The sequence below is a fragment of the Polaromonas sp. P1_A2 genome, assembly GCF_056406895.1.
Genome location: NZ_JBFTZI010000001.1, coordinates 819,059 through 837,919, shown reverse-complemented (window position 1 = coordinate 837,919; position 18,861 = coordinate 819,059). Strand labels below are relative to the sequence as shown.

Annotated in this window: 19 protein-coding genes; 9 read left to right on the top strand and 10 right to left on the bottom strand. The window is 61.5% G+C overall.

Going from position 1 to position 18,861, the window contains the following annotated elements; all coding sequences use genetic code 11:
• Positions 1-254: 254 nt before the first annotated feature.
• The 6 genes from AC1D09_RS04005 (at position 255) to AC1D09_RS03980 (ending at position 6,452) form a co-directional block, all read left to right on the top strand.
• Positions 255-2,597, top strand: coding sequence for a cyanophycin metabolism-associated ABC transporter (locus AC1D09_RS04005; RefSeq protein WP_477700939.1), 2,343 nt, complete (start codon positions 255-257; stop codon positions 2,595-2,597).
• 14 nt (positions 2,598-2,611) lie between these two features.
• The gene (locus AC1D09_RS04000) at positions 2,612-3,097 is read left to right on the top strand and encodes a cyanophycin metabolism-associated DUF1854 family protein (protein ID WP_477664332.1); all 486 of its coding nucleotides are present in this window, start codon (positions 2,612-2,614) and stop codon (positions 3,095-3,097) included.
• A gap of 702 nt (positions 3,098-3,799) precedes the next feature.
• Positions 3,800-4,630, top strand: coding sequence for an urease accessory protein UreD (locus tag AC1D09_RS03995; protein ID WP_477664331.1), 831 nt, complete (start codon positions 3,800-3,802; stop codon positions 4,628-4,630).
• A gap of 152 nt (positions 4,631-4,782) precedes the next feature.
• A complete protein-coding gene (locus AC1D09_RS03990) occupies positions 4,783-5,262 on the top strand; it encodes a VOC family protein (RefSeq protein ID WP_477664330.1) in 480 nt (159 codons plus the stop codon).
• Positions 5,263-5,482: 220 nt separating this feature from the next.
• Positions 5,483-5,971, top strand: coding sequence for a hypothetical protein (locus tag AC1D09_RS03985; RefSeq protein ID WP_477664329.1), 489 nt, complete (start codon positions 5,483-5,485; stop codon positions 5,969-5,971).
• A gap of 139 nt (positions 5,972-6,110) precedes the next feature.
• Positions 6,111-6,452, top strand: coding sequence for a hypothetical protein (locus AC1D09_RS03980; protein WP_477664328.1), 342 nt, complete (start codon positions 6,111-6,113; stop codon positions 6,450-6,452).
• Here the strand turns inward: AC1D09_RS03980 and alaC are convergent.
• From alaC to urtA, 8 genes are all read right to left on the bottom strand, one after another.
• Entirely contained in the window at positions 6,449-7,657 is a 1,209-nt protein-coding gene (gene alaC / locus AC1D09_RS03975; RefSeq protein ID WP_477664327.1) for an alanine transaminase, read from the bottom strand. The genes AC1D09_RS03980 and alaC overlap by 4 nt on opposite strands.
• A 244-nt stretch (positions 7,658-7,901) precedes the next feature.
• Positions 7,902-8,312 (bottom strand): ribosomal maturation YjgA family protein, encoded by a 411-nt coding sequence (locus tag AC1D09_RS03970; RefSeq protein WP_477664326.1) that lies wholly within the window; start codon positions 8,310-8,312, stop codon positions 7,902-7,904.
• A 24-nt stretch (positions 8,313-8,336) separates the two neighbouring features.
• The gene (locus AC1D09_RS03965) at positions 8,337-9,182 is read right to left on the bottom strand and encodes a DUF817 domain-containing protein (protein WP_477664336.1); all 846 of its coding nucleotides are present in this window, start codon (positions 9,180-9,182) and stop codon (positions 8,337-8,339) included.
• A 163-nt stretch (positions 9,183-9,345) separates the two neighbouring features.
• A complete protein-coding gene (urtE, locus tag AC1D09_RS03960; RefSeq protein WP_477664325.1) occupies positions 9,346-10,038 on the bottom strand; it encodes an urea ABC transporter ATP-binding subunit UrtE in 693 nt (230 codons plus the stop codon).
• Between the two features lie 9 nt (positions 10,039-10,047).
• On the bottom strand, positions 10,048-10,932 hold the full coding sequence (gene urtD / locus AC1D09_RS03955) for an urea ABC transporter ATP-binding protein UrtD (protein WP_477664324.1): 885 nt from the start codon (positions 10,930-10,932) through the stop codon (positions 10,048-10,050).
• Positions 10,929-12,068, bottom strand: a complete 1,140-nt coding sequence (gene urtC, locus AC1D09_RS03950; RefSeq protein ID WP_413325012.1) for an urea ABC transporter permease subunit UrtC — start codon at positions 12,066-12,068, stop codon at positions 10,929-10,931. The genes urtD and urtC overlap by 4 nt, the downstream gene beginning before the upstream one ends.
• 2 nt (positions 12,069-12,070) lie before the next feature.
• Positions 12,071-13,648 (bottom strand): urea ABC transporter permease subunit UrtB, encoded by a 1,578-nt coding sequence (urtB, locus tag AC1D09_RS03945; RefSeq protein ID WP_477664322.1) that lies wholly within the window; start codon positions 13,646-13,648, stop codon positions 12,071-12,073.
• A 228-nt stretch (positions 13,649-13,876) separates the two neighbouring features.
• The gene (gene urtA / locus AC1D09_RS03940) at positions 13,877-15,139 is read right to left on the bottom strand and encodes an urea ABC transporter substrate-binding protein (RefSeq protein ID WP_477664321.1); all 1,263 of its coding nucleotides are present in this window, start codon (positions 15,137-15,139) and stop codon (positions 13,877-13,879) included.
• 38 nt (positions 15,140-15,177) lie between these two features.
• Here urtA and AC1D09_RS03935 point away from each other — a divergent pair, with 38 nt between their 5' ends.
• Genes AC1D09_RS03935 through AC1D09_RS03925 form a run of 3 tightly spaced genes read left to right on the top strand, consistent with a single transcriptional unit; the run spans position 15,178 to position 17,487 of the window.
• Entirely contained in the window at positions 15,178-15,372 is a 195-nt protein-coding gene (locus AC1D09_RS03935; RefSeq protein ID WP_477700938.1) for a hypothetical protein, read from the top strand.
• Between the two features lie 28 nt (positions 15,373-15,400).
• Positions 15,401-16,201, top strand: coding sequence for a hypothetical protein (locus AC1D09_RS03930; protein WP_477664320.1), 801 nt, complete (start codon positions 15,401-15,403; stop codon positions 16,199-16,201).
• A gap of 59 nt (positions 16,202-16,260) precedes the next feature.
• Positions 16,261-17,487 (top strand): hypothetical protein, encoded by a 1,227-nt coding sequence (locus AC1D09_RS03925; RefSeq protein ID WP_477664319.1) that lies wholly within the window; start codon positions 16,261-16,263, stop codon positions 17,485-17,487.
• Between the two features lie 13 nt (positions 17,488-17,500).
• On the opposite strand, the gene AC1D09_RS03920 is transcribed toward AC1D09_RS03925, so the two are convergent.
• Together AC1D09_RS03920 and AC1D09_RS03915 are read right to left on the bottom strand one after the other, a co-directional pair.
• Complete coding sequence (locus tag AC1D09_RS03920) at positions 17,501-17,797, bottom strand: hypothetical protein (RefSeq protein WP_477664318.1); 297 nt, start codon at positions 17,795-17,797, stop codon at positions 17,501-17,503.
• Between the two features lie 37 nt (positions 17,798-17,834).
• On the bottom strand, positions 17,835-18,656 hold the full coding sequence (locus tag AC1D09_RS03915) for a type I restriction enzyme HsdR N-terminal domain-containing protein (RefSeq protein WP_477700937.1): 822 nt from the start codon (positions 18,654-18,656) through the stop codon (positions 17,835-17,837).
• Positions 18,657-18,861 lie beyond the last annotated feature (205 nt).

The window sequence follows — 18,861 nt, the reverse complement described above, 5'->3', positions numbered from 1 at the left end:
TGAGGCCGGTGAAGGCCCCTGTGGATCCCTGTATGTCTCGTTATGTGCGTTGTGTCTTTGTTCTTATCGCGAACGAGCCTGGCTGGGGGTGGGGGCCGGCAGCCGGTTTCGCCATTTTCGGGGATTGAGGGTCAAATTTGTCGTTCCAGGCCGCATTCGGCGAAAATCCCCTGTTCGGGTTCCCCACGCGCGAAGACAAAACCTGCGAAAACCCAGCCGCGCCAGATGCGGGACGCCAAGAATTCACCAACACAATGCAACACAAACACCCGGCAGACGACTCCAGCCTAACCGACCCCGCCTTGGCGGGGCTTCGCTCACAACTTGCAACCCAGGAAAACGTTCTGTGTACGCTTACGGTTGACCTGGACAGTCAACTTCGTTTCGCCCCCGGCCTGCTGGCCCTGACGGACCGCCGCCTGCTGGCCCGCGGCCCCGGCGGTAAATGGGCGTCCTGGCCCACGGTGGACGCCACCGGCAAGGGCCTGGCCGGCCTGTCGCTGCGCCATTTCGACCATGCCGGCGTGGGCACGCTGGAGCTGCACCAGGGCGGCACCCGCCTGGCCGGCTGGCGCTTTACCCTGGGCGCCAATGTGCAGGCGCTGCGCCTGGTGCGGCTGTTCGTCCAGCAGCAGGCCGCCCAGGGCCTGGCCGAGCCCCCCCCGGCCGACGAGGCGGCCCTGTGCCCCGAATGCGACCTGCCGCTGCCGCCCGACAGCGAGGAATGCCCGGCCTGCGCCCGCGAGCTGCACACGCCGCCCTCCACCTGGGTGCTGCTGCGCCTCTGGCGCTTTGCCCACCCCTACCGCCACCAGCTGCTGGCCGGGTTTCTACTGACGCTGGCCTCCACGGCCGCCACGCTGGTGCCGCCCTACCTGACCATCCCGCTGATGGACGACGTGCTGATCCCCTTCCAGAACGGCCAGCAGATAGAGCCCTGGAAGGTCGGCGCCCTGCTGGGCGGCCTGCTGGGCGCGGCGCTGCTGGGCTGGGCGCTGAACTGGGCGCGCACCTATCTGCTGGCCCTGGTGTCCGAGCGCATAGGCGCCGACCTGCGCACCGCCACCTTCGACCACCTGCTGGAGCTCTCGCTGGACTACTTCGGCGGCAAGCGCACCGGCGACCTGATGTCGCGCATAGGCTCGGAAACCGACCGCATCTGCGTGTTTTTGTCGCTGCACGCGCTGGATTTCGCCACCGACGTGCTGATGATCGTGATGACCGCGGTCATCCTGTTTTCCATCAACCCCTGGCTGGCGGTGGTGACCCTGCTGCCGCTGCCCTTCATAGGCTGGATGATCCACGTGGTGCGCGACAAGCTGCGCACCGGTTTTGAAAAGATAGACCGCGTCTGGTCGGACGTGACCAATGTGCTGGCCGACACCATTCCCGGCATCCGCGTGGTGAAAGCCTTTGCCCAGGAAAAGCGCGAAGCCCAGCGTTTTCGCGAGGTCAACCAGCACAACCTGGCCGTCAACGACAAGCTCAACAAGACCTGGTCGCTGTTCACGCCCACGGTCTCGCTGCTGACCGAAGTGGGCCTGCTGGTGGTGTGGGCATTCGGCATCTGGCTGGTGTCCCGGCAGCAGATCACGGTCGGTGTGCTGACGGCGTTTATCGCCTACATAGGCCGCTTCTACGGCCGGCTCGACTCCATGAGCCGCATCGTCTCGGTCACGCAAAAGGCCGCGGCCGGCGCCAAACGCATCTTCGACATCCTGGACCATGTCTCCAACGTACCCGAGACCGCCAACCCGGTGAAGACCGGCGTGCTCGAGGGCCGCATCGACATGAAGAACCTGGGCTTTCGCTACGGCAACCGCTCGGTGATCCGCGGGCTGGACCTGCAGATACGGCCCGGCGAGATGATAGGCCTGGTGGGCCACAGCGGCTCCGGCAAAAGCACGCTGGTCAACCTGATCTGCCGCTTTTACGACGTGAGCGACGGCACCATCCAGGTCGACGGCACCGACATACGCCGCTTCGGCGTGGCCGACTACCGCCGCCACATCGGCCTGGTGCTGCAGGAGCCCTTCCTCTTCTTCGGCACGATTGCCGAGAACATCGCCTACGGCAAGCCCGGCGCCACGCGCGCCGAGATCGTCGCGGCCGCGCGCGCCGCCCATGCGCATGAATTCATCCTGCGCCTGCCGCAGGGTTACGACTCGCTGGTCGGCGAACGCGGCCAGGGCCTGTCGGGCGGCGAGCGCCAGCGCATCTCGATTGCGCGCGCGCTGCTGATAGACCCGCGCATCCTGATCCTCGACGAGGCCACGTCCTCGGTCGACACCGAGACCGAAAAAGAAATCCAGCGCGCCCTGGACAACCTGGTGCAGGGCCGCACCACGATTGCGATTGCCCACCGCCTGTCGACGCTGCGCAAGGCCGACCGCCTGGTCGTGATGGACCGCGGCCAGGTGGTCGAAGTCGGCCCGCACGACGAACTCATGGCCCAACAGGGCGCGTACTGGCGGCTGTATGAAGCCCAGGCGCGCCAGGTCGACAACGAAGAGGGCGGCCTGGAAGCCGAAGAGCGCCGCATCGCCGTGGCCACCTCGCAGATCGCCCATGCGGCCCAGCACGTCAACAACGCATAAGCCAGGAAATCGCCATGACTGATTCCACGACCCCGGGCTCATCCCTGCCGCTGGCGCGCGACGCCTCCGGCCGCCTGGTCTTTATCGACGCGGCCGGCCATCCCCATACCGGCGTGGTGCCGGTGCGCGCCTTCCCGATTGCCGCACCCGACGAAGGCATCTCGCTGGTCAACACCGAGGGCCACGAAGTTGCCTGGGTAGACAGCCTGCGGGCCGTGGCGCCGGCGGCGCGCGCGCTGCTCGAGGAAGAACTCGCGCTGCGCGATTTTGTGCCCGAGATCACGCGGCTCAAAAGCGTCTCCAGCTTCGGCACACCCAGCGTCTGGACGGTCGAGACCGACCGGGGCGAGACTTCGTTCATCCTCAAAGGTGAGGAGGACATACGGCGGCTGGCGCGGACCGGGCTTTTGATTGCCGGCAGCCAGGGGGTGCAGTACAGTGTCCGCGACATGACGGCTTTGGATCGCGCGTCACGCCGGCTACTGGAGAGGTTTCTTTAGCCGGGTCTTGCTCCGGCGGGTGCGCTTCAGTTCTCTTATCTCCCCGGTTCTCTTGCAGAGTGCGCTGGCCGGGGGTTGCCCGGCGGCAAGTAACTTTCTTTTGCTTCGCCAAAAGAAAGTCACCAAAGAAAAGGCGACCCGCAGTCTGGGTCCCTCCGCTGCGCTACGGGCAACCTGCGCTGCTCGACTGCGGAGGGGGTCTGGCTAAACTCGCTACGCTGCGCTTCGCTCAGACAACGCCAGCCCTGATCCCTCCTCCGTCTGCGCTGCTCGGCCCAGCCAGGACGGGGCAATCGGAATCGGGAGCCGAATACTGAAATACCACGAAGACAAATGCAAACAAGGACACGCCATGGCGTGTCCTTGTGGTTTTCGGTATTGGTATTTTTGTCTCCACCCCTTGTGTATGCGCCGAGGAGCGGAGGTTCAGGCGGATCAGGGATCGCGTTGTTTGAGCGAAGCGAGTTTAGCGAGACCCCGCCTGAACCGAGCACCGCAGGTTGCCCGTAGCGAAGCGAAGGGACGCAGACACCAGGGTCGCCTTTTCTTTGCTTACTTTCTTTTGGCGAAGCAAAAGAAAGTGAGTTGCCGCCGGGCAACCCCGGCCAGCAGGAGTCAGAGGGGAGGGCCCCGTCGGAGCAAGACCGGCCAACCCCTTCAACAGGGGGGAAACGGGGGCAAGCCCCAGTTAAACTCCTCCCCATGACCTGGACCGCGACCCTCGCACTCGACTACACCCACCAGGCCGGCAAAACCCTTGCCCATTTCCGCCACAGCGGGCCGCTGCGCATCCTGCAAAGCCTGTACCCCGAAGGCGACACCATCTGCCACAACGTCATCGTGCACCCGCCCGGCGGGCTGGTGGGCGGCGACACGCTGGAGCTGGCCTTTAGCGCCGCGGCCGGCTCGCATGGCCTCATCACCACGCCGGGGGCCACGCGTTTTTACCGCTCCACCGGCGAGCCCGCGCTGCAAAACACCGCACTCACGCTCGAGGCCGGCGCGCGCATGGAATGGCTGCCGCTGGAGGCCATCTGCTACAGCGGCTGCCTGGCCGAGAACCGGCTCACGATGGCGCTGGCGCCCGGCGCCGAGCTGATGGGCTGGGACGTCACCGCATTGGGCCTGCCGGCTGCCGGCCAGCCCTTTGAGGGCGGCAGCTTTCGCCAGCACATCGAAGTGCCCGGCGTCTGGCTGGAGCGCGCGCGCCTGGACGCGAGCGACAAGCTGCTGATGGACAGCCCCGTGGGCCTGGCCGGCCGGCGCTGCATGGCCACCTTATTTTTTGTGGCGGGCAGCAAGCTGGAGCGCGCCCGCCGCGAGCTCGCGCTGGACTGCGCGCGCGAAATCCTGCAGGCCCATTCGCTGGCGTCCAGCGCCGGCGCCACCAGTCCCGATGCGCAGGTCGTCGTGCTGCGCGTGCTCTCGCCCGTGGTCGAGCCCGCCATGGCGCTGCTCAGGCAGGTCTGGCAGGCCTGGCGCAAGGAGCTGTGGCAGTTGGCGCCGTCCACGCCGCGCATCTGGTCCATGTAAAGCGCCGTGCTGCGAATGGCGGCATAGGCGCGCACCTACAAGCGCATCAGCCCCCTCCGGCAGGCCGGGGCCTGGTAATACCTGGTAATAGCTACCATGGGGCCTGTCATTGCAAGGCTTCGCTTCACCACCCACGTCTCAGGAGACACGCCATGATCCCCAAGAACACCATCTGCCTCTGGTACGACGGCGCCGCGCTGGAGGCCGCGACCTTTTATGCCAAAACCTTCCCCGACAGCAAGGTCGGCGCCATCATGCGTGCGCCGGGCGACTACCCCGACGGCAAGCAGGGCGACATCCTGACGGTCGAGTTCACCGTCGCCGGCATCCCCTGCATGGGGCTCAACGGCGGCCCGCTTTTCAAGCACAGCGAAGCCTTCTCCTTTGTGATCGCGACCGAGGACCAGGCCGAAACCGACCGCCTGTGGAACGCCGTCGTCGGCAACGGCGGCCAGGAAAGCGAGTGCGGCTGGTGCAAGGACCGCTGGGGCCTGTCATGGCAGATCACCCCGCGCGTCCTGCTCGAAACGGTCTCCGGCCCGGACCGCGCGGCGGCCAAGCGCGCCTTCGACGCGATGATGACCATGAAAAAAATCGACGTCGCCGCGATAGAGGCGGCACGGCGGGGCTGATGCCGGCCGCGATGGCCGGCACGCCGCTCCCGCGGCACGTCACCCTCTGTATGTGAATCCAGTGTTCCGGCGGGCCTGCCGGGCCCATGAAAGACCCGTCCTACATGGGAACGGCCATAGCGCACGGGCGGCCCGCAGCTTTTCCTTTCACGCCGCGGCGCGCCACCGGCCCAGACTGCCTTCATCGACATCCGTCGAGTTCGAAGAAGGAGTTTTGACCATGACCGCATCCCCGTATTTCCGCCTTGCCCAAAGCGCAGCGGCCTTCGGCCTTGCCGCCCTGCTGTCGCTGGGCGCCTCGGCGCAAATCGCCTCCGGCACCACCGGCATCGATGCTTCCGGCGACGCCCGCAGCGAGATGAACGCCTGCCTCACCGGGCGCACGCAACAGGACCGTGAAACCTGCATGACCGAAGTGCGCAACGCCAACGCCGCCAAGCGTGCCGGCAAGGTCGACAACGCCAGCAACAACTTCCAGGCCAACGCCCTCAAGCGCTGCGACATCTTCAAGGGTGAAGATTTAATCGCCTGCCAGGCCCGCATCGTGGGCTACGGCAAGACAGAAGGCAGCGTCGCCGGCGGCGGCGCGATCCGCCAGGTGGAAACCGTGGTCGTTCCGGCCGACGCCACCAATGTGCGCGTACAGCCGCAGACCTCGTCCGAAAATATTGTGGTGATCCCGGGGCCTGCCGCCGCGCCATCGCAATAACAGTTGCCACTCGCTCCGCCGCGGTTTGATGAAAACCCCGGATGAAGCAGAAGCAAAGGTGGGCCGCAACGCGGCCCACTTCTTTTTTCATGACACGCGGCAACTTCGCCTTCCCCGACGCCCTCCACGAAAGCCCTCCATGCCCGACTCCTCACACACCTCCCCGGAAAAACCCCAGCTGGCGCGCGCGCTCGAGAAAAACGACGCGGTCCAGGACGCAGTGGAACAATCGGCCCAGGAACTCTTCGTGATCAACAACGTCCTGGAACAAGAGATCCCGGCCTCCGTCAAGACAGGCGACGTCGCCACGGCCCTGGTCAGGACCGCGGAACTGGAACACAAGATCCAGGAGTCGGCCGAAGAACTGGCCCACGTCAACGAGTTGCTGCAAAAAGAGATTTCGGAGCGCGCCGAGGTGGAGCAAAAGCTGCACACCGCCGAAACCCAAATCGCGAAAAACAGCCAGGCCGGCGGCCACTAGCCTTTCAGCACGCCGTCGGCCTTGAACATGGCCTTGATGCCGCGCACCGCCTGGCGTATGCGGGCCTCGTTCTCGATCAGCGCAAAGCGCACATGGTCGTCGCCGTGGTCGCCAAAGCCGATGCCCGGCGACACACACACCTTGGCTTTGTCGAGCAGCTGTTTGGCGAACTCCAGTGAGCCCAGCTTGCGATAGGCCTCGGGAATACGCGCCCAGATGTACATCGAGGCCTTGGGGCAGTCCACCGGCCAGCCGGCTTCGGTCAGGCCCTTGTAGAGCACGTCGCGCCTGGCCTGGTACTGGGCCGCGATGTCTTTCACGCATTGCTGGTCGCCTTCGAGTGCCGCGATGGCCGCCACCTGCAGCGGCGTGAAGGTGCCGTAGTCGTGGTAGCTCTTGATGCGCGCCAGCGCCGCCACCAGGTCGGGGTTGCCGACCATAAAGCCCACACGCCAGCCCGCCATGTTGTAGCTCTTGGACAGCGTGAAGAACTCCACCGCAATGTCCTTGGCGCCCGGCACCTGCATGATGGACGGCGCCTTCCAGCCGTCGAACACGATGTCGGCATAGGCCAGGTCGTGCACCACAAAGATGTCGTGCTTGCGCGCCAGCGCGATCACTTTTTCAAAAAATGCCAGCTCCACGCATTGCGCGGTCGGGTTCGACGGGAAACCCAGCACCATCATCTTGGGCTTGGGGTAGCTGCCGCGTATGGCTTTTTCGAGTTCGGCAAAAAAGTCGGTGTCCGGCGTCAGCGGCACCGAGCGTATGTCGGCTCCGGCGATCACCGCGCCGTAGATGTGGATGGGGTAGCTGGGGTCGGGCACCAGCACGGTGTCGCCGCGGTCCAGCGTGGCCAGCATCAAATGGGCCAGGCCTTCCTTGGAGCCTATGGTCACGATGGCCTCGCTGTCCGGGTCTATCGCCACCTGGTAACGGCTCTGGTACCAGTGGGCAATCGCGCGCCGCAGCCGCGGAATGCCCTTGCTGGCCGAGTAGCCGTGGGTGTCGGGCCGCTGCGCGACCTCGACCAGCTTGGCCACGATGTGCGCCGGCGTGGCGCCATCGGGGTTGCCCATGCTCATGTCGATGATGTCCTCGCCGCGCCTGCGCGCCGCGAGTTTGAGCTCGGCCGTGATGTTGAAAACGTAGGGGGGAAGGCGGTCAATGCGCGCAAAGCGGCGCTTGCCTGGGGAAGCGGACATAGGAATGACTTTCACGTAAGCGCCCGGAACCGTCCGAGCGACGTGGCCGGCAATGGGGCCGGCCCGAAAGCATCCTAACCGAAAAGCTGCTCAAAAACTCTCCTGGCGTCGTTGCGCCACCTTGCCGTGCTGGAGCACTGTCTGCGGCGACGCGCCTAGCCAGGACCGCTTCGCTGAGTTTTTGAGCAGCTTTTCGCTAGATAGCAACCAGGTGTTGTTGCGCCGCCATGCCTGGCCGGGGCATTTACGCCTGCTGCCCCCGCGAGAGGGAAAGGAAAAAACGCAGCCGCGCAAGAAACGATTCAAGACCCAGCACCAGCAGAAACCCGACTGCATAAGCCAGCACATCCATCCAGTCGGCCACCGAACCCAGCACAATCCTCAGCACCCGGTTCTCGACATGCCAGCCGTTCACGGCCGCCACATACTGGCCAAGCTCGACCCCGCAACCCACGGCAAACGCCAGCAGCGCAAGACTTAAGGTGTTGGCCTTGAGCACGGTCTTTAACAAAAAGTACACCCACACCACCGCCAGCACGTCGCCGACAAAACCGCGCAGCCAGCGGTGCTGCGACCACACGGTCGCGATCAGCACTTCAATGATGAAAATAAAGACGGCCCACAGCGCCGCCTCGCGGTCAAAACGCAGCTTCATGCGCGGAACCTCGTCTCACCCGCCTCAGTCCGGCACATGGATGCGCGCTTTCACATGCTTGAGGTTGGCCACGATGGTGAAAGTCATCACCACCAGCAGCGACCAGGAACTCCATTTGCCCACATGCACGAGGGACCAGGCGCCCAGCTGGTTGGGGTAGTGCCAGAGACTGAAGAAGGTGCTGATGTTCTCCGCCACCCAGATAAAAAACCCGATCAGCAAAAAGCCCAGCAGCAAGGGCATGCTGCGGTCCCGGTCATAAGGCCGGAAGATCACCGAAGACCTCGCGTACAAACCGGCCAGGCAGGCCGCGATGTACCAGCGGTAGTCGCCCCAGTAATGGTGGGTGAAAAAATTGGCGTAAACCAGCACCGCCATCACCACCGCCATCCAGTACGGCGGGTGATGCCGGATCCGCAGGTCAAACAAACGCCAGGCCTGGATGATGTAGCTGCCGACCGCCGCATACATAAACCCCGAAAACAGCGGCACACCGAACAGCTTGGTATAGGCAAAGTCCGGGTAGCTCCAGGACTGGATAGCCCCCGAGGTCTTGAAGACCTCCAGCGCAAAGCCCACCACGTGAAACAGGCAGATGGCTTTCAGCTCGTCCAGCGTTTCCAGTTTGGCCAGCACCATCCAGCCCTGGATCAGCAGCGCGATCACCAGCAGCAGGTCATAGCGCGGAATACCGGCCACCCCGGCCCGCGGCACCAGGAACACCGCCGCAAAGAACAGCCCGGCAAACAGGCAGGCCCTGGCCTCCTTCAAGCCAAAGCAGCCGAACTCCACCAGAAAGCGGCGAAACCCCGACAGGCCTTCATGCGATTTTTCCCGGATCAGCCAGTTGTCCAAGGCCAGCAAAGCCATCGGCATCTACCTTTTTATTTCTTGATTGATTGCCACAGCCGGCTTGTTGCGCCCCTGGGCTGTGACCCCCTCGCGGTCGCCAGCCGGCGACCGATGTGATTCTGGCACACAGAAAAAAGCCCGGACGAACCGGGCTTCGACACGGGGCGATGCGGCCTGCCAGTTAGATCGCCACCAGCTGCCGCACGCCGTTGGCTTCCATGTCCTTGCCCTGCCCGCGCGCAATAAACTCGCCGCGCTCCATCACCAGGTAGTCGTCGGCCAGTTCCTGCGCGAAGTCGTAGTACTGCTCCACCAGCAGGATGGCCATGTCGCCGCGGTCGGCCAGCATGCGTATCACCCGGCCTATGTCCTTGATGATGCTGGGCTGTATGCCCTCGGTCGGTTCGTCCAGGATCAAAAGCTTGGGCTTGGCCGCCAGCGCACGCGCAATCGCGAGCTGCTGCTGCTGCCCGCCCGAGAGGTCGCCGCCGCGGCGGCTCAGCATCTGCTTGAGCACCGGAAACAGCTCATACAGCTCGGCCGGGATCGGCGTCGCCGCACTCTTGTAGGCCAGGCCCATGCGCAGGTTCTCTTCCACCGTCAGGCGCGCAAAAATTTCGCGGCCTTGCGGCACAAAGCCTATGCCTGCTCTTGCCCGTTCATACGGTGTGCTGGATTGAATCTGTTTGCCGTCGAATTCAATCGTGCCGGTCTTGATGGGCACCAGGCCCATCAGCGATTTGAGCAGCGTGGTTTTGCCCACGCCGTTGCGGCCCAGCAGCACTGTGACCTTGCCCAGGTGGGCGTCCAGGCTCACATCGCGCAGGATGTGGGAGCCGCCGTAGTATTGGTTGATGTTTTTGACGTTCAGCATGGTGTGTCCTCAACGTCCGAGGTAGACCTCTATAACCCGCTCATCCGCCTGCACCTGGTCAAGAGTCCCTTGCGCCAAAACCGAGCCATCACAGAGCACGGTCACGATTTCAGAGATGGTCTTGATAAAACTCATATCGTGCTCCACTACCATCAGGGAGTGCTGGCCCTTGAGCTTGAGGAACAGCTCCGCCGTCCGCGCCGTTTCCTCGTCGGTCATGCCGGCGACCGGCTCGTCCAGCAGCAGCAGCTTGGGGTCCTGCATCAGCAGCATGCCGATTTCCAGCCACTGCTTTTGCCCGTGGCTCAGGTTGCCGGCCAGGCGGCCCACGCTGTCGGCCAGGTGGATCGTCACCAGGATTTCGGCCAGGCGGTCGCTTTGGGCCGAGTCCAGCCTGAAGAACATCGAGTGCTTCACGCCCTTGTTGGTCTTTAAGGCCAGCTCCAGGTTTTCAAAGACGGTGAGCTGCTCGAACACTGTCGGCTTCTGGAACTTGCGGCCTATGCCCAGCTGGGCGATCTCGGCTTCCTTGTGGCGCAGCAAATCGATCGTGCTGCCAAAAAACACCGTGCCCTCATCGGGCCGGGTCTTGCCGGTGATGATGTCCATCATCGTCGTCTTGCCGGCGCCGTTGGGGCCAATGATGCAGCGCAGCTCGCCGGGCGCGATGTCCAGGCTCAGCTTGTTGATGGCCTTGAAGCCGTCAAAACTCACGCTCACATCTTCGAGGTACAGGATACGGCCGTGGGTGACGTCGACCTCGCCCGTAGGGTGGGCCACACGGCTGCCGCTGGCGCTGCGGCCGCCCGATTCGGTATTGGTTTTGCCGGCATTCAGCGCGGCCAGGCGCTCTTCCACACGGCGCGCGCCTTGTTCAAGCAGGTCGGGTGTCATTTCGCACCTCCCTTGCGCAGCTTCTTCACCAGGCCCACCACCCCATCGGGCAGGAACAGCGTGACGCTGATAAACAGCAGGCCCAGAAAGTAGAGCCAGAACTCGGGATAAGCCACGGTCAGCCAGCTCTTGGCGCCGTTGACGATAAAAGCACCGACGATCGGGCCTATCAGGCTGGCACGCCCGCCAACCGCCGCCCAGATGGCGATTTCAATCGAGTTGGCCGGGCTCATCTCACTCGGGTTGATGATGCCGACCTGCGGCACGTACAGCGCACCGGCCACGCCGCACATCACGGCCGAGATCACCCAGATCGTGAGCTTGTAGCCCAGCGGGTTGTAGCCTGAGAACATCACACGCGTTTCCGCATCGCGTATGGCCTGCAGCACCCGGCCGAACTTGCTGCCCACCAGCCATTTGGCGAACAAAAAGAAGCCCAGCAGCGTGAGGCCCGTCAGCACAAACAGCGTCATGCGCATCGAAGGCGTGGCCAGCGGGATGTTCAAAATGCGCTTGAAATCGGTAAAACCGTTGTTGCCGCCAAAACCTGTCTCGTTGCGAAAGAACAGCAGCATGGCCGCAAAGGTCATGGCCTGGGTGATGATGGAAAAATACACGCCCTTGATGCGCGAGCGGAACGCAAAAAACCCAAACACAAAAGCCACCAGCCCAGGCACCGCCACAATCAAAATCAAGGTCGCCACAAAGCTGTCGCTCAAGGCCCAGTGCCAGGGCAGCGCCTTCCAGTCCAGGAAAACCATAAAGTCCGGCAAGTCGCTTTTGTAATTGCCGTCGCGGCCAATCTGGCGCATCAAATACATGCCCATGGTGTAGCCGCCCAGCGCAAAGAACACGCCATGGCCCAGCGACAGGATGCCGGTGTAGCCCCAGATCAAGTCCATGGCCAGCGCGCAGATGGCGTAACACATGATCTTGCCCAGCAGCGCCACCGCATAGGTGCTCATGTGGAACATGCTGCCTTCGGGCACCCAGAGATTGAGCACGGGCGCGATGGCGCAGACGGCGATCAGCGCCATCATGAAGGCGCTCCAGCCGCCGCGCGTCAGCAGCGGGCCTTTGGCGGGAAGTTGCACGCGGGAGGCCGCGGTGTTGGGGGTTGCCATGGGGGTGCTCATGATCAGGCTTCCGCGCTACGGCCCTTCATCGCAAAGATGCCCTGGGGCCGCTTCTGGATGAAGATGATGATGAAAACCAGCACGGCGATCTTGGCCAGCACGGCGCCCGTCCAGCCTTCGAGGAATTTGTTCAGGATGCCCAGGCCCAGCGCGGCATACACGGTGCCGGCCAGCTGGCCCACGCCGCCCAGCACCACCACCATGAAGGAGTCCACGATATAACCCTGGCCCAGGTCGGGTCCCACATTGCCCACCTGGCTCAGCGCGCAGCCGGCCAGGCCCGCGATGCCGGAGCCCAGCGCGAAAGCGTAGGTATCGACACGCGCGGTGTTCACGCCCATGCACGAGGCGATAGGCCGGTTCTGCGTGACGCCGCGCACAAACAGGCCCAGGCGCGTGCGGCTGATCAGCCAGGCCACGCCCAGCAGCACCGCAACGGCAAACACAATGATGATGAGCCGGTTGTAAGGCAGCGAAAGATTGCCCAGCACCTGCACGCCGCCGCTCATCCACACCGGGTTTTCCACACCGACGTTTTGCGCGCCGAAGATGGAGCGCACCAGCTGCTGCAGCATCAAGCTGATACCCCAGGTGGCCAGCAAAGTCTCCAGCGGCCGGCCGTAGAGGAAGCGAATCACCCCGCGCTCCAGCGCCGCGCCCATGAGCGCCGAAGCCATAAAGGCCACGGGCACCGCCGCCAGCAGGTACCAGTCAAACAGGCCCGGAAAGTACTTCTGGAACACACCCTGCACCACATAGGTGGCATAAGCGCCAATCATCATGAGCTCGCCATGGGCCATGTTGATCACGCCCATCAGGCCGTAAGTGATGGCCAAGCCCAGCGCCACCAGCAGCAAGATGCTGCCCAGGCTGATGCCGCTGAAAATCGCGCCCAGCTTGTTGCCCCATTCCAGCGAAGCCTCGACCTTGGCCAGCGCCGCCTGCAGCGCCACCTTGACGTCGGCATCGGCCTCGGTGCCCAGGCGTTCTATCAGCACGGTCTTGGTATTGGGGTTTTTGCTGCCGGCCAGCTGCGCGGCCGCGGCCAGGCGCTTGGCCTTGTCGCTGCTGCCCAGCAGGATGGCCGAGCGCATCAGTTCCAGCTGATTTTTCAGCTCAGGCACCGTCTCTGCCGCATAGGCTTTTTCAATCAGCGGCAGGCGGGCTTCGTCGTTGTCACCGCCCAGGGTCTTGATCGCATCGCGCCGCTGCTTTTCGTCTTTGGAGAACAGCTTCAAGGCCGCCAGCGCATTGTCAATCTCGCTGCGCATCAAATTGGGATTGATCACATCCTCGGCATCGGCCGGCAGCGGCGTCTCGGCGCCCGTGACCGGGTCATACGCCTTGTCGTCCTTCACGACAAACACCTTGTCGCCCTTGGTCTTCACCGCATCGTCAGACAGCGCCTGGATAAAGGCCGCCGTCTTGTCGTCCGCGACGGCCGCGGCCTTGGCCAGAGCCTCCACCCGCGCCTCGGTCTCGCCAATGGCCATGCCCTTGACCTCCTCAGCGGTCAAGGCATGGGCGTGGGCGGCTGTCAGGAGCGTGAGTATTGAGAAAAGTAGGTGGCGTAGCAGCATGTGGAAAGAACCTGTAGCTTGGGCGCGTGGACCGGATTTGTGAGTCGGTCTGGTGCCCAGGCTGCAGCTTCCTTGGGGTGTGGAGGCCGGTTGGCCCCATCCCAACCTTCCCCCAGCGGGGGAAGGAGCAAGAAAGAAGAAAAGAAACACTGAGGGGCCTTCATCCCCTCCCCCGCTGGGGGAGGGTTAGGGTGGGGGCCAACCGGCCCTCACCCACCCCACAGCCTCTTACTTCTTCACAGGCTCGTCGGGCTTGGATGCATTGCCTTCAATATAGGGAGACCATGGCTTGGCCTTCACAGGACCAGGCGTCTTCCACACCACATTGAACTGGCCGTCGGCCTTGATCTCGCCGATAAACACCGACTTGTGCAGGTGGTGGTTCTTCTCGTCCATCTTGCTCACGATGCCGGAAGGCGCGTTGAAGGTCTGGCCGGCCATGGCGGCGATCACCTTGTCGGTATCGGTGGACTTGGCCTTTTCAACGGCCTGCTTCCACATATTGATGCCGATGTAGGTGGCTTCCATCGGGTCGTTGGTCAGAGGCTTGTCGGAGCCCGGGAGCTTCTTGGCCTTGGCGTAAGCAGACCACTTCTTGATGAACTCGGTATTGGCCGGGCTCTTGATGGACTGGAAGTAGTTCCAGGCGGCCAGGTGGCCGACCAGGGGCTTGGTGTCCACGCCGCGCAGCTCTTCTTCACCGACCGAGAAGGCCACCACGGGCACGTCCTTGGCCTTGAGGCCGGCATTGCCCAGCTCTTTGTAGAAAGGCACATTCGAGTCGCCGTTGATGGTGGACACCACGGCCGTCTTGCCGCCTTGCGAGAATTTCTTCACGTCGGCCACGATGGTCTGGTAGTCGCTGTGGCCAAACGGGGTGTATTTCTCGTCGATGTCCTTGTCGGCCACGCCCTTGCTCTTCAAGTAAGCGCGCAGGATCTTGTTGGTGGTACGGGGATACACATAATCGGTACCCAGCAGCACCCAGCGCTTGGCACCGCCGCCAGCCTTGCTCATGAGGTAATCAACCGCGGGAATCGCCTGCTGGTTGGGCGCCGCACCCGTGTAGAACACGTTCTTGGACAGCTCTTCACCCTCGTACTGCACGGGGTAGAACAGCAGGCCGTTCATTTCTTCGACAACCGGCAGCACCGACTTGCGCGACACCGAGGTCCAGCAGCCGAAAATCACGGCCACTTTGTCCTGGCCCAGCAGCTGTTTGGTTTTTTCAGCAAAGAGGGGCCAGTTGGAGGCCGGGTCTACCACCACGGGCTCGAGCTTTTTGCCCATCACGCCGCCCTTGGCATTGATTTCTTCAATCGCCATCAGCACCGTGTCTTTGAGCGTGGTTTCCGAAATCGCCATGGTGCCCGACAGGCTGTGCAGCACGCCGACCTTGATCGTGTCCTGGGCAAAAGCGGGCACGGCGCCCAGGGCGGCCAGTGCGACGGCGGCGGTCATCGCCTTGAGGGTAAATCGACGTTCTTGCATGGTGGGATCCTCTCCGGTAGTAGATAGGTATGGGGTCTATGAATCGCGTTTCGCTGCGCAAAAGCCAGGAAAAACAAGGCTTTGGCGCAACGATGAGTGGATTCTGGGGACCGGAGGGGGATTGGGGAATACGCCGGGTGGCGTATGTGGGGTGGGCGATATGCTTTGGGGATTCGGCCTGCGGGCCGGCATTTTTCACCTCTTTTTTGCCGGAATTCCTGAGCGCCACCTGACCCGCCGCACACTACTATTTGCCCAGCCATGCTCTTTCGCCTGCATTTACTGCCATGCCTGCTCCTTGCGTTCACCTGCTGCACCGCGCGGGCGGCTGACGTGATGGAGCAAGCCCAACTGAAAGTGTTCTTCGTAGACGTCTACCTCTCCACAGCGGCAGATAGCTGCGCGCAGAAATACCCGGAGCTTCGTCAGCAACTGCTTGCGGCCCAGCAGGCCTTCCATCAACGCTTGCTACCCGACATTGAACGCGGAAGGGAAGCTGGCCGCGCGCTTGTCGCGCCGAGCGGAAAAGACGTTGACCAGATGGCTCAACGGATTGCGGACCAAAACCTGGCAACGTCCTTCCTGACAACGCCAAGCTCCGGCATTCAGCGCTTGTGTGAAGACCTGCTTGGCAAGGGGAAAAGCCCCATGCAGTGGTCCATCGATGACTTTCTTCGACAGGATTTCGAGTCGCTCAAGATGGAAGTCGGAAATCGTCAAGGCCTGCCCTGCGATTTCATCCCCATGTCGTTCGAGGATCTCGCCCGTCGTTTTCTCGAACTCCGGGGCCTGCCGCCCGATACGCTGGAACTTGCAAGCTTGAATCTGCGTCTGCAGCTTGGCGATTTGAAGAAGAAAGCCTCCAACTGCCTGGCAGTTCAAGCGCGAGCCGCGGAATACCGGGTTGCCCCCGACAAGGAACTGGGGACGGTTGCAGAGCTGCTCGGCTCAATGGAGGCTGTACTTATGCCAGCCTGGGATAGCCGTGCGAAGACGGTGGAGAGCACGACCACCGTGGGTAAGAAAGTTGAGGGATTTCTGGCTACGCGAGCGCAAAAATAAAACCGGCCGATCGGCGTTAAGGCTGCTCACCACAACAGGCGGAAGAAAGAGGGGCAACCGTGCCAGATCCAAACAATGAATCCGTAGCCGCCAGATGCAGCGCCAATATAGAAGCGCTCAAGAAGTCTGCGACCTTCGCCATGTCCTTGGGAGCGAAGGAGCTATTCCACACCAACTTTCTGGCCTTCCTTCTTGAATCGGAGGATCCGGAACTTGAGCAATTGCGCCGCGGCTTGCGCGTTGCCCTGAAATTTCCTGTCGAAGGCGACGAACTCTCCACATGTGCAGTCTGGCGGGAGAAAAAACATATGGACCTGATATTGGTCCCACTTTTGCGCGCTCCTGATGAGGCCACTGACCTTGTTCTGAACAACAAACGCGCGCACATCGTCGAAGCAAAGTTAAAGAGCATTCCGACCAGCGAGCAACTCCGCCGCTACGACACGGCCGTGGACGAGGGGTTTAAGTTGACGCTCGAAAGCGAAACGCCGTCAAAAACAGTATGGCTTGGCCCTGAAAACAAGAAGAAGGAACCTGACCAGGTCATCACCAAGACACTGCTGTCCACCTCCGATCATGTGGTCCAGCCCGGTTGGGAACCGGCAACCTGGGCCAAGGTATCCGCAGCGATCGCGACAAACCTGCCTCTGAATGACCCGTCCGAATTGACCACCATCCTGCGCGACTACAGCAAGTCCTTGGGGCAATTGGTCGCGGTGGTGACCGCAGCATCAACCAGGGCGGAAGAGCTTCTGGAAACCAACGCCCCTTTTGCGCAACTCCTGAGTGAGTCCGGAGCCCTCCAATTTTCCCGAATCCGCCTCAAGGACCTTGTGTCCAAGGTCATGTACGACACATGGCTGAAGGATGAGATTAAGAAGTTAAAAGATAAGAAATCGCTGTACGAAACCTACGTCGTCTATACAAACAGCAGTCCCGGAATTGGGTTGGAGCGTGAAATTCCGACAAGCAACAAAGACAACCCGCTGCGTATCGGTGTACAAGTTCAGGGCACCGAATTTCGTCACTATCTTGCTGCGGTAGATGACACATCCAATCTCCAGGTCATCGCGAAATCAGAGCCGCTATGGACAGAATGGCTGCACACGTCAACATCGCTGGGAAGTTTGGAAGGCAGGCGGAACCCGAGACCAGGCGATGCGACGGACCTTCGCGCCTACAACAAGAAGCGGTTTGTCTTTATGCTCCCATCTCGCTCTCCTCTAGCTGACGTTGTTGAGGCTCACAGAAATCTTTCAACCGTACACGAAATGGCGAAACAGTGAGATGTTCGGATATTTAAAACCCGAGAGCAGTTCGCAGGGTGTGCGGATACTGACAACCATACTGGACATGAGTCCGGTTCAGGAGCTCAATCACCAGCAGCTTGTCAGTTATCGCCGATAGCTTGCTGTGCATATAGAGATGCCCTCCGACGCTATCGGCAGTGCCGTTAGCCTGAAATACATAGACCGAGGAAGTCTCCTCCCACACGCCGTCCAGCGCCACGATATCAATCTGCTCTTTAAGAGAGTCATAGCGGTCTTGATATGTATCGTCGTAAGCAATTCTGAAGCTGACCAAAAAATTAGCCATGCTATGCCTCCGTAGGGGGTTTAAACCGTTAGTGAATCTACGTTTCTATCGCGGGTGAGACAATCTCGGAGATTCCAGAGAGCTTGCCTAACTGTTCTGCAATTGCTCTTTTTTCGCTCACTTTTGCCAGCTTGTTTGCGACTTTCCTGATCTTGGCCTGCGTATCTTTAGCCCTATCACCCTCGATAACTTCGCGTTTGAGAATTTCATTGCAAAGCATTTCAAGAATATGTTCTTGATCGACTTTAAGTTCAGGGAACAATCGTCGCATCTCCCGGCGTATGACTCCAACCACGGACTCCGATAAGACAATCTGAGCCACCACAAATTTGTTGAGGATTTGGGTGTGCTGGTGGTACACATCCATGGCATCCGTTGTGATGCCCTCGCGACATAGCAGGAATAGCTTCTTGCAGTCGTCTTCATTCTTGAGATTGATGTCGGGTACCTTGAAGGAAGAAATTTCTTCAAAGTCGATAGGCTGAGCGAACTTGATGCGATAGAGACGCCAGTCAATCGCGTTGGTTAGGACAACCCACTCAATGCCTTGGTGCGCGCCGTAGTTAACCGCCTGGCGAAGATGCGATTCATTCAGCTCGGTGCCCGCAGCCTTCACTTCAATTAGGTAGTTGATCTTGCCCTCGATCTTCACGGCCAGATCGCAGTACGTTCCGCGTATCTGGTGCTCACTCGTAAGCTCCTGATACTTGTCGAATCCGAATACGTCGGCGAGCATGTCCTTGACTAAGGTCACTGTGTCCGCCTCGGAAACATCACGCGCTCTGTGTGAAATGCCAATTGCCTGGAAGCCTTTCAGCGTTGCAGAGAAACGATCCAACACCTTCTTTGAAATCTTCATCCCATGCCCCTTTGGTTTACCTGTTACAGACTGTAGTGAGCGAAGAGACTTCTGAGAAGGAGCTCTTGGATGGGTAAACCCTGAGTACTCTGGCTATTGCTTAAAGTTTATCTTTTACGCCTCCTACAAATAGATGATGTTGAGCCGCTCCGTAACGGCGACGCTGGTTTCGGGCGCGTGGGCTAGACTTCGGAAATCGGCCATA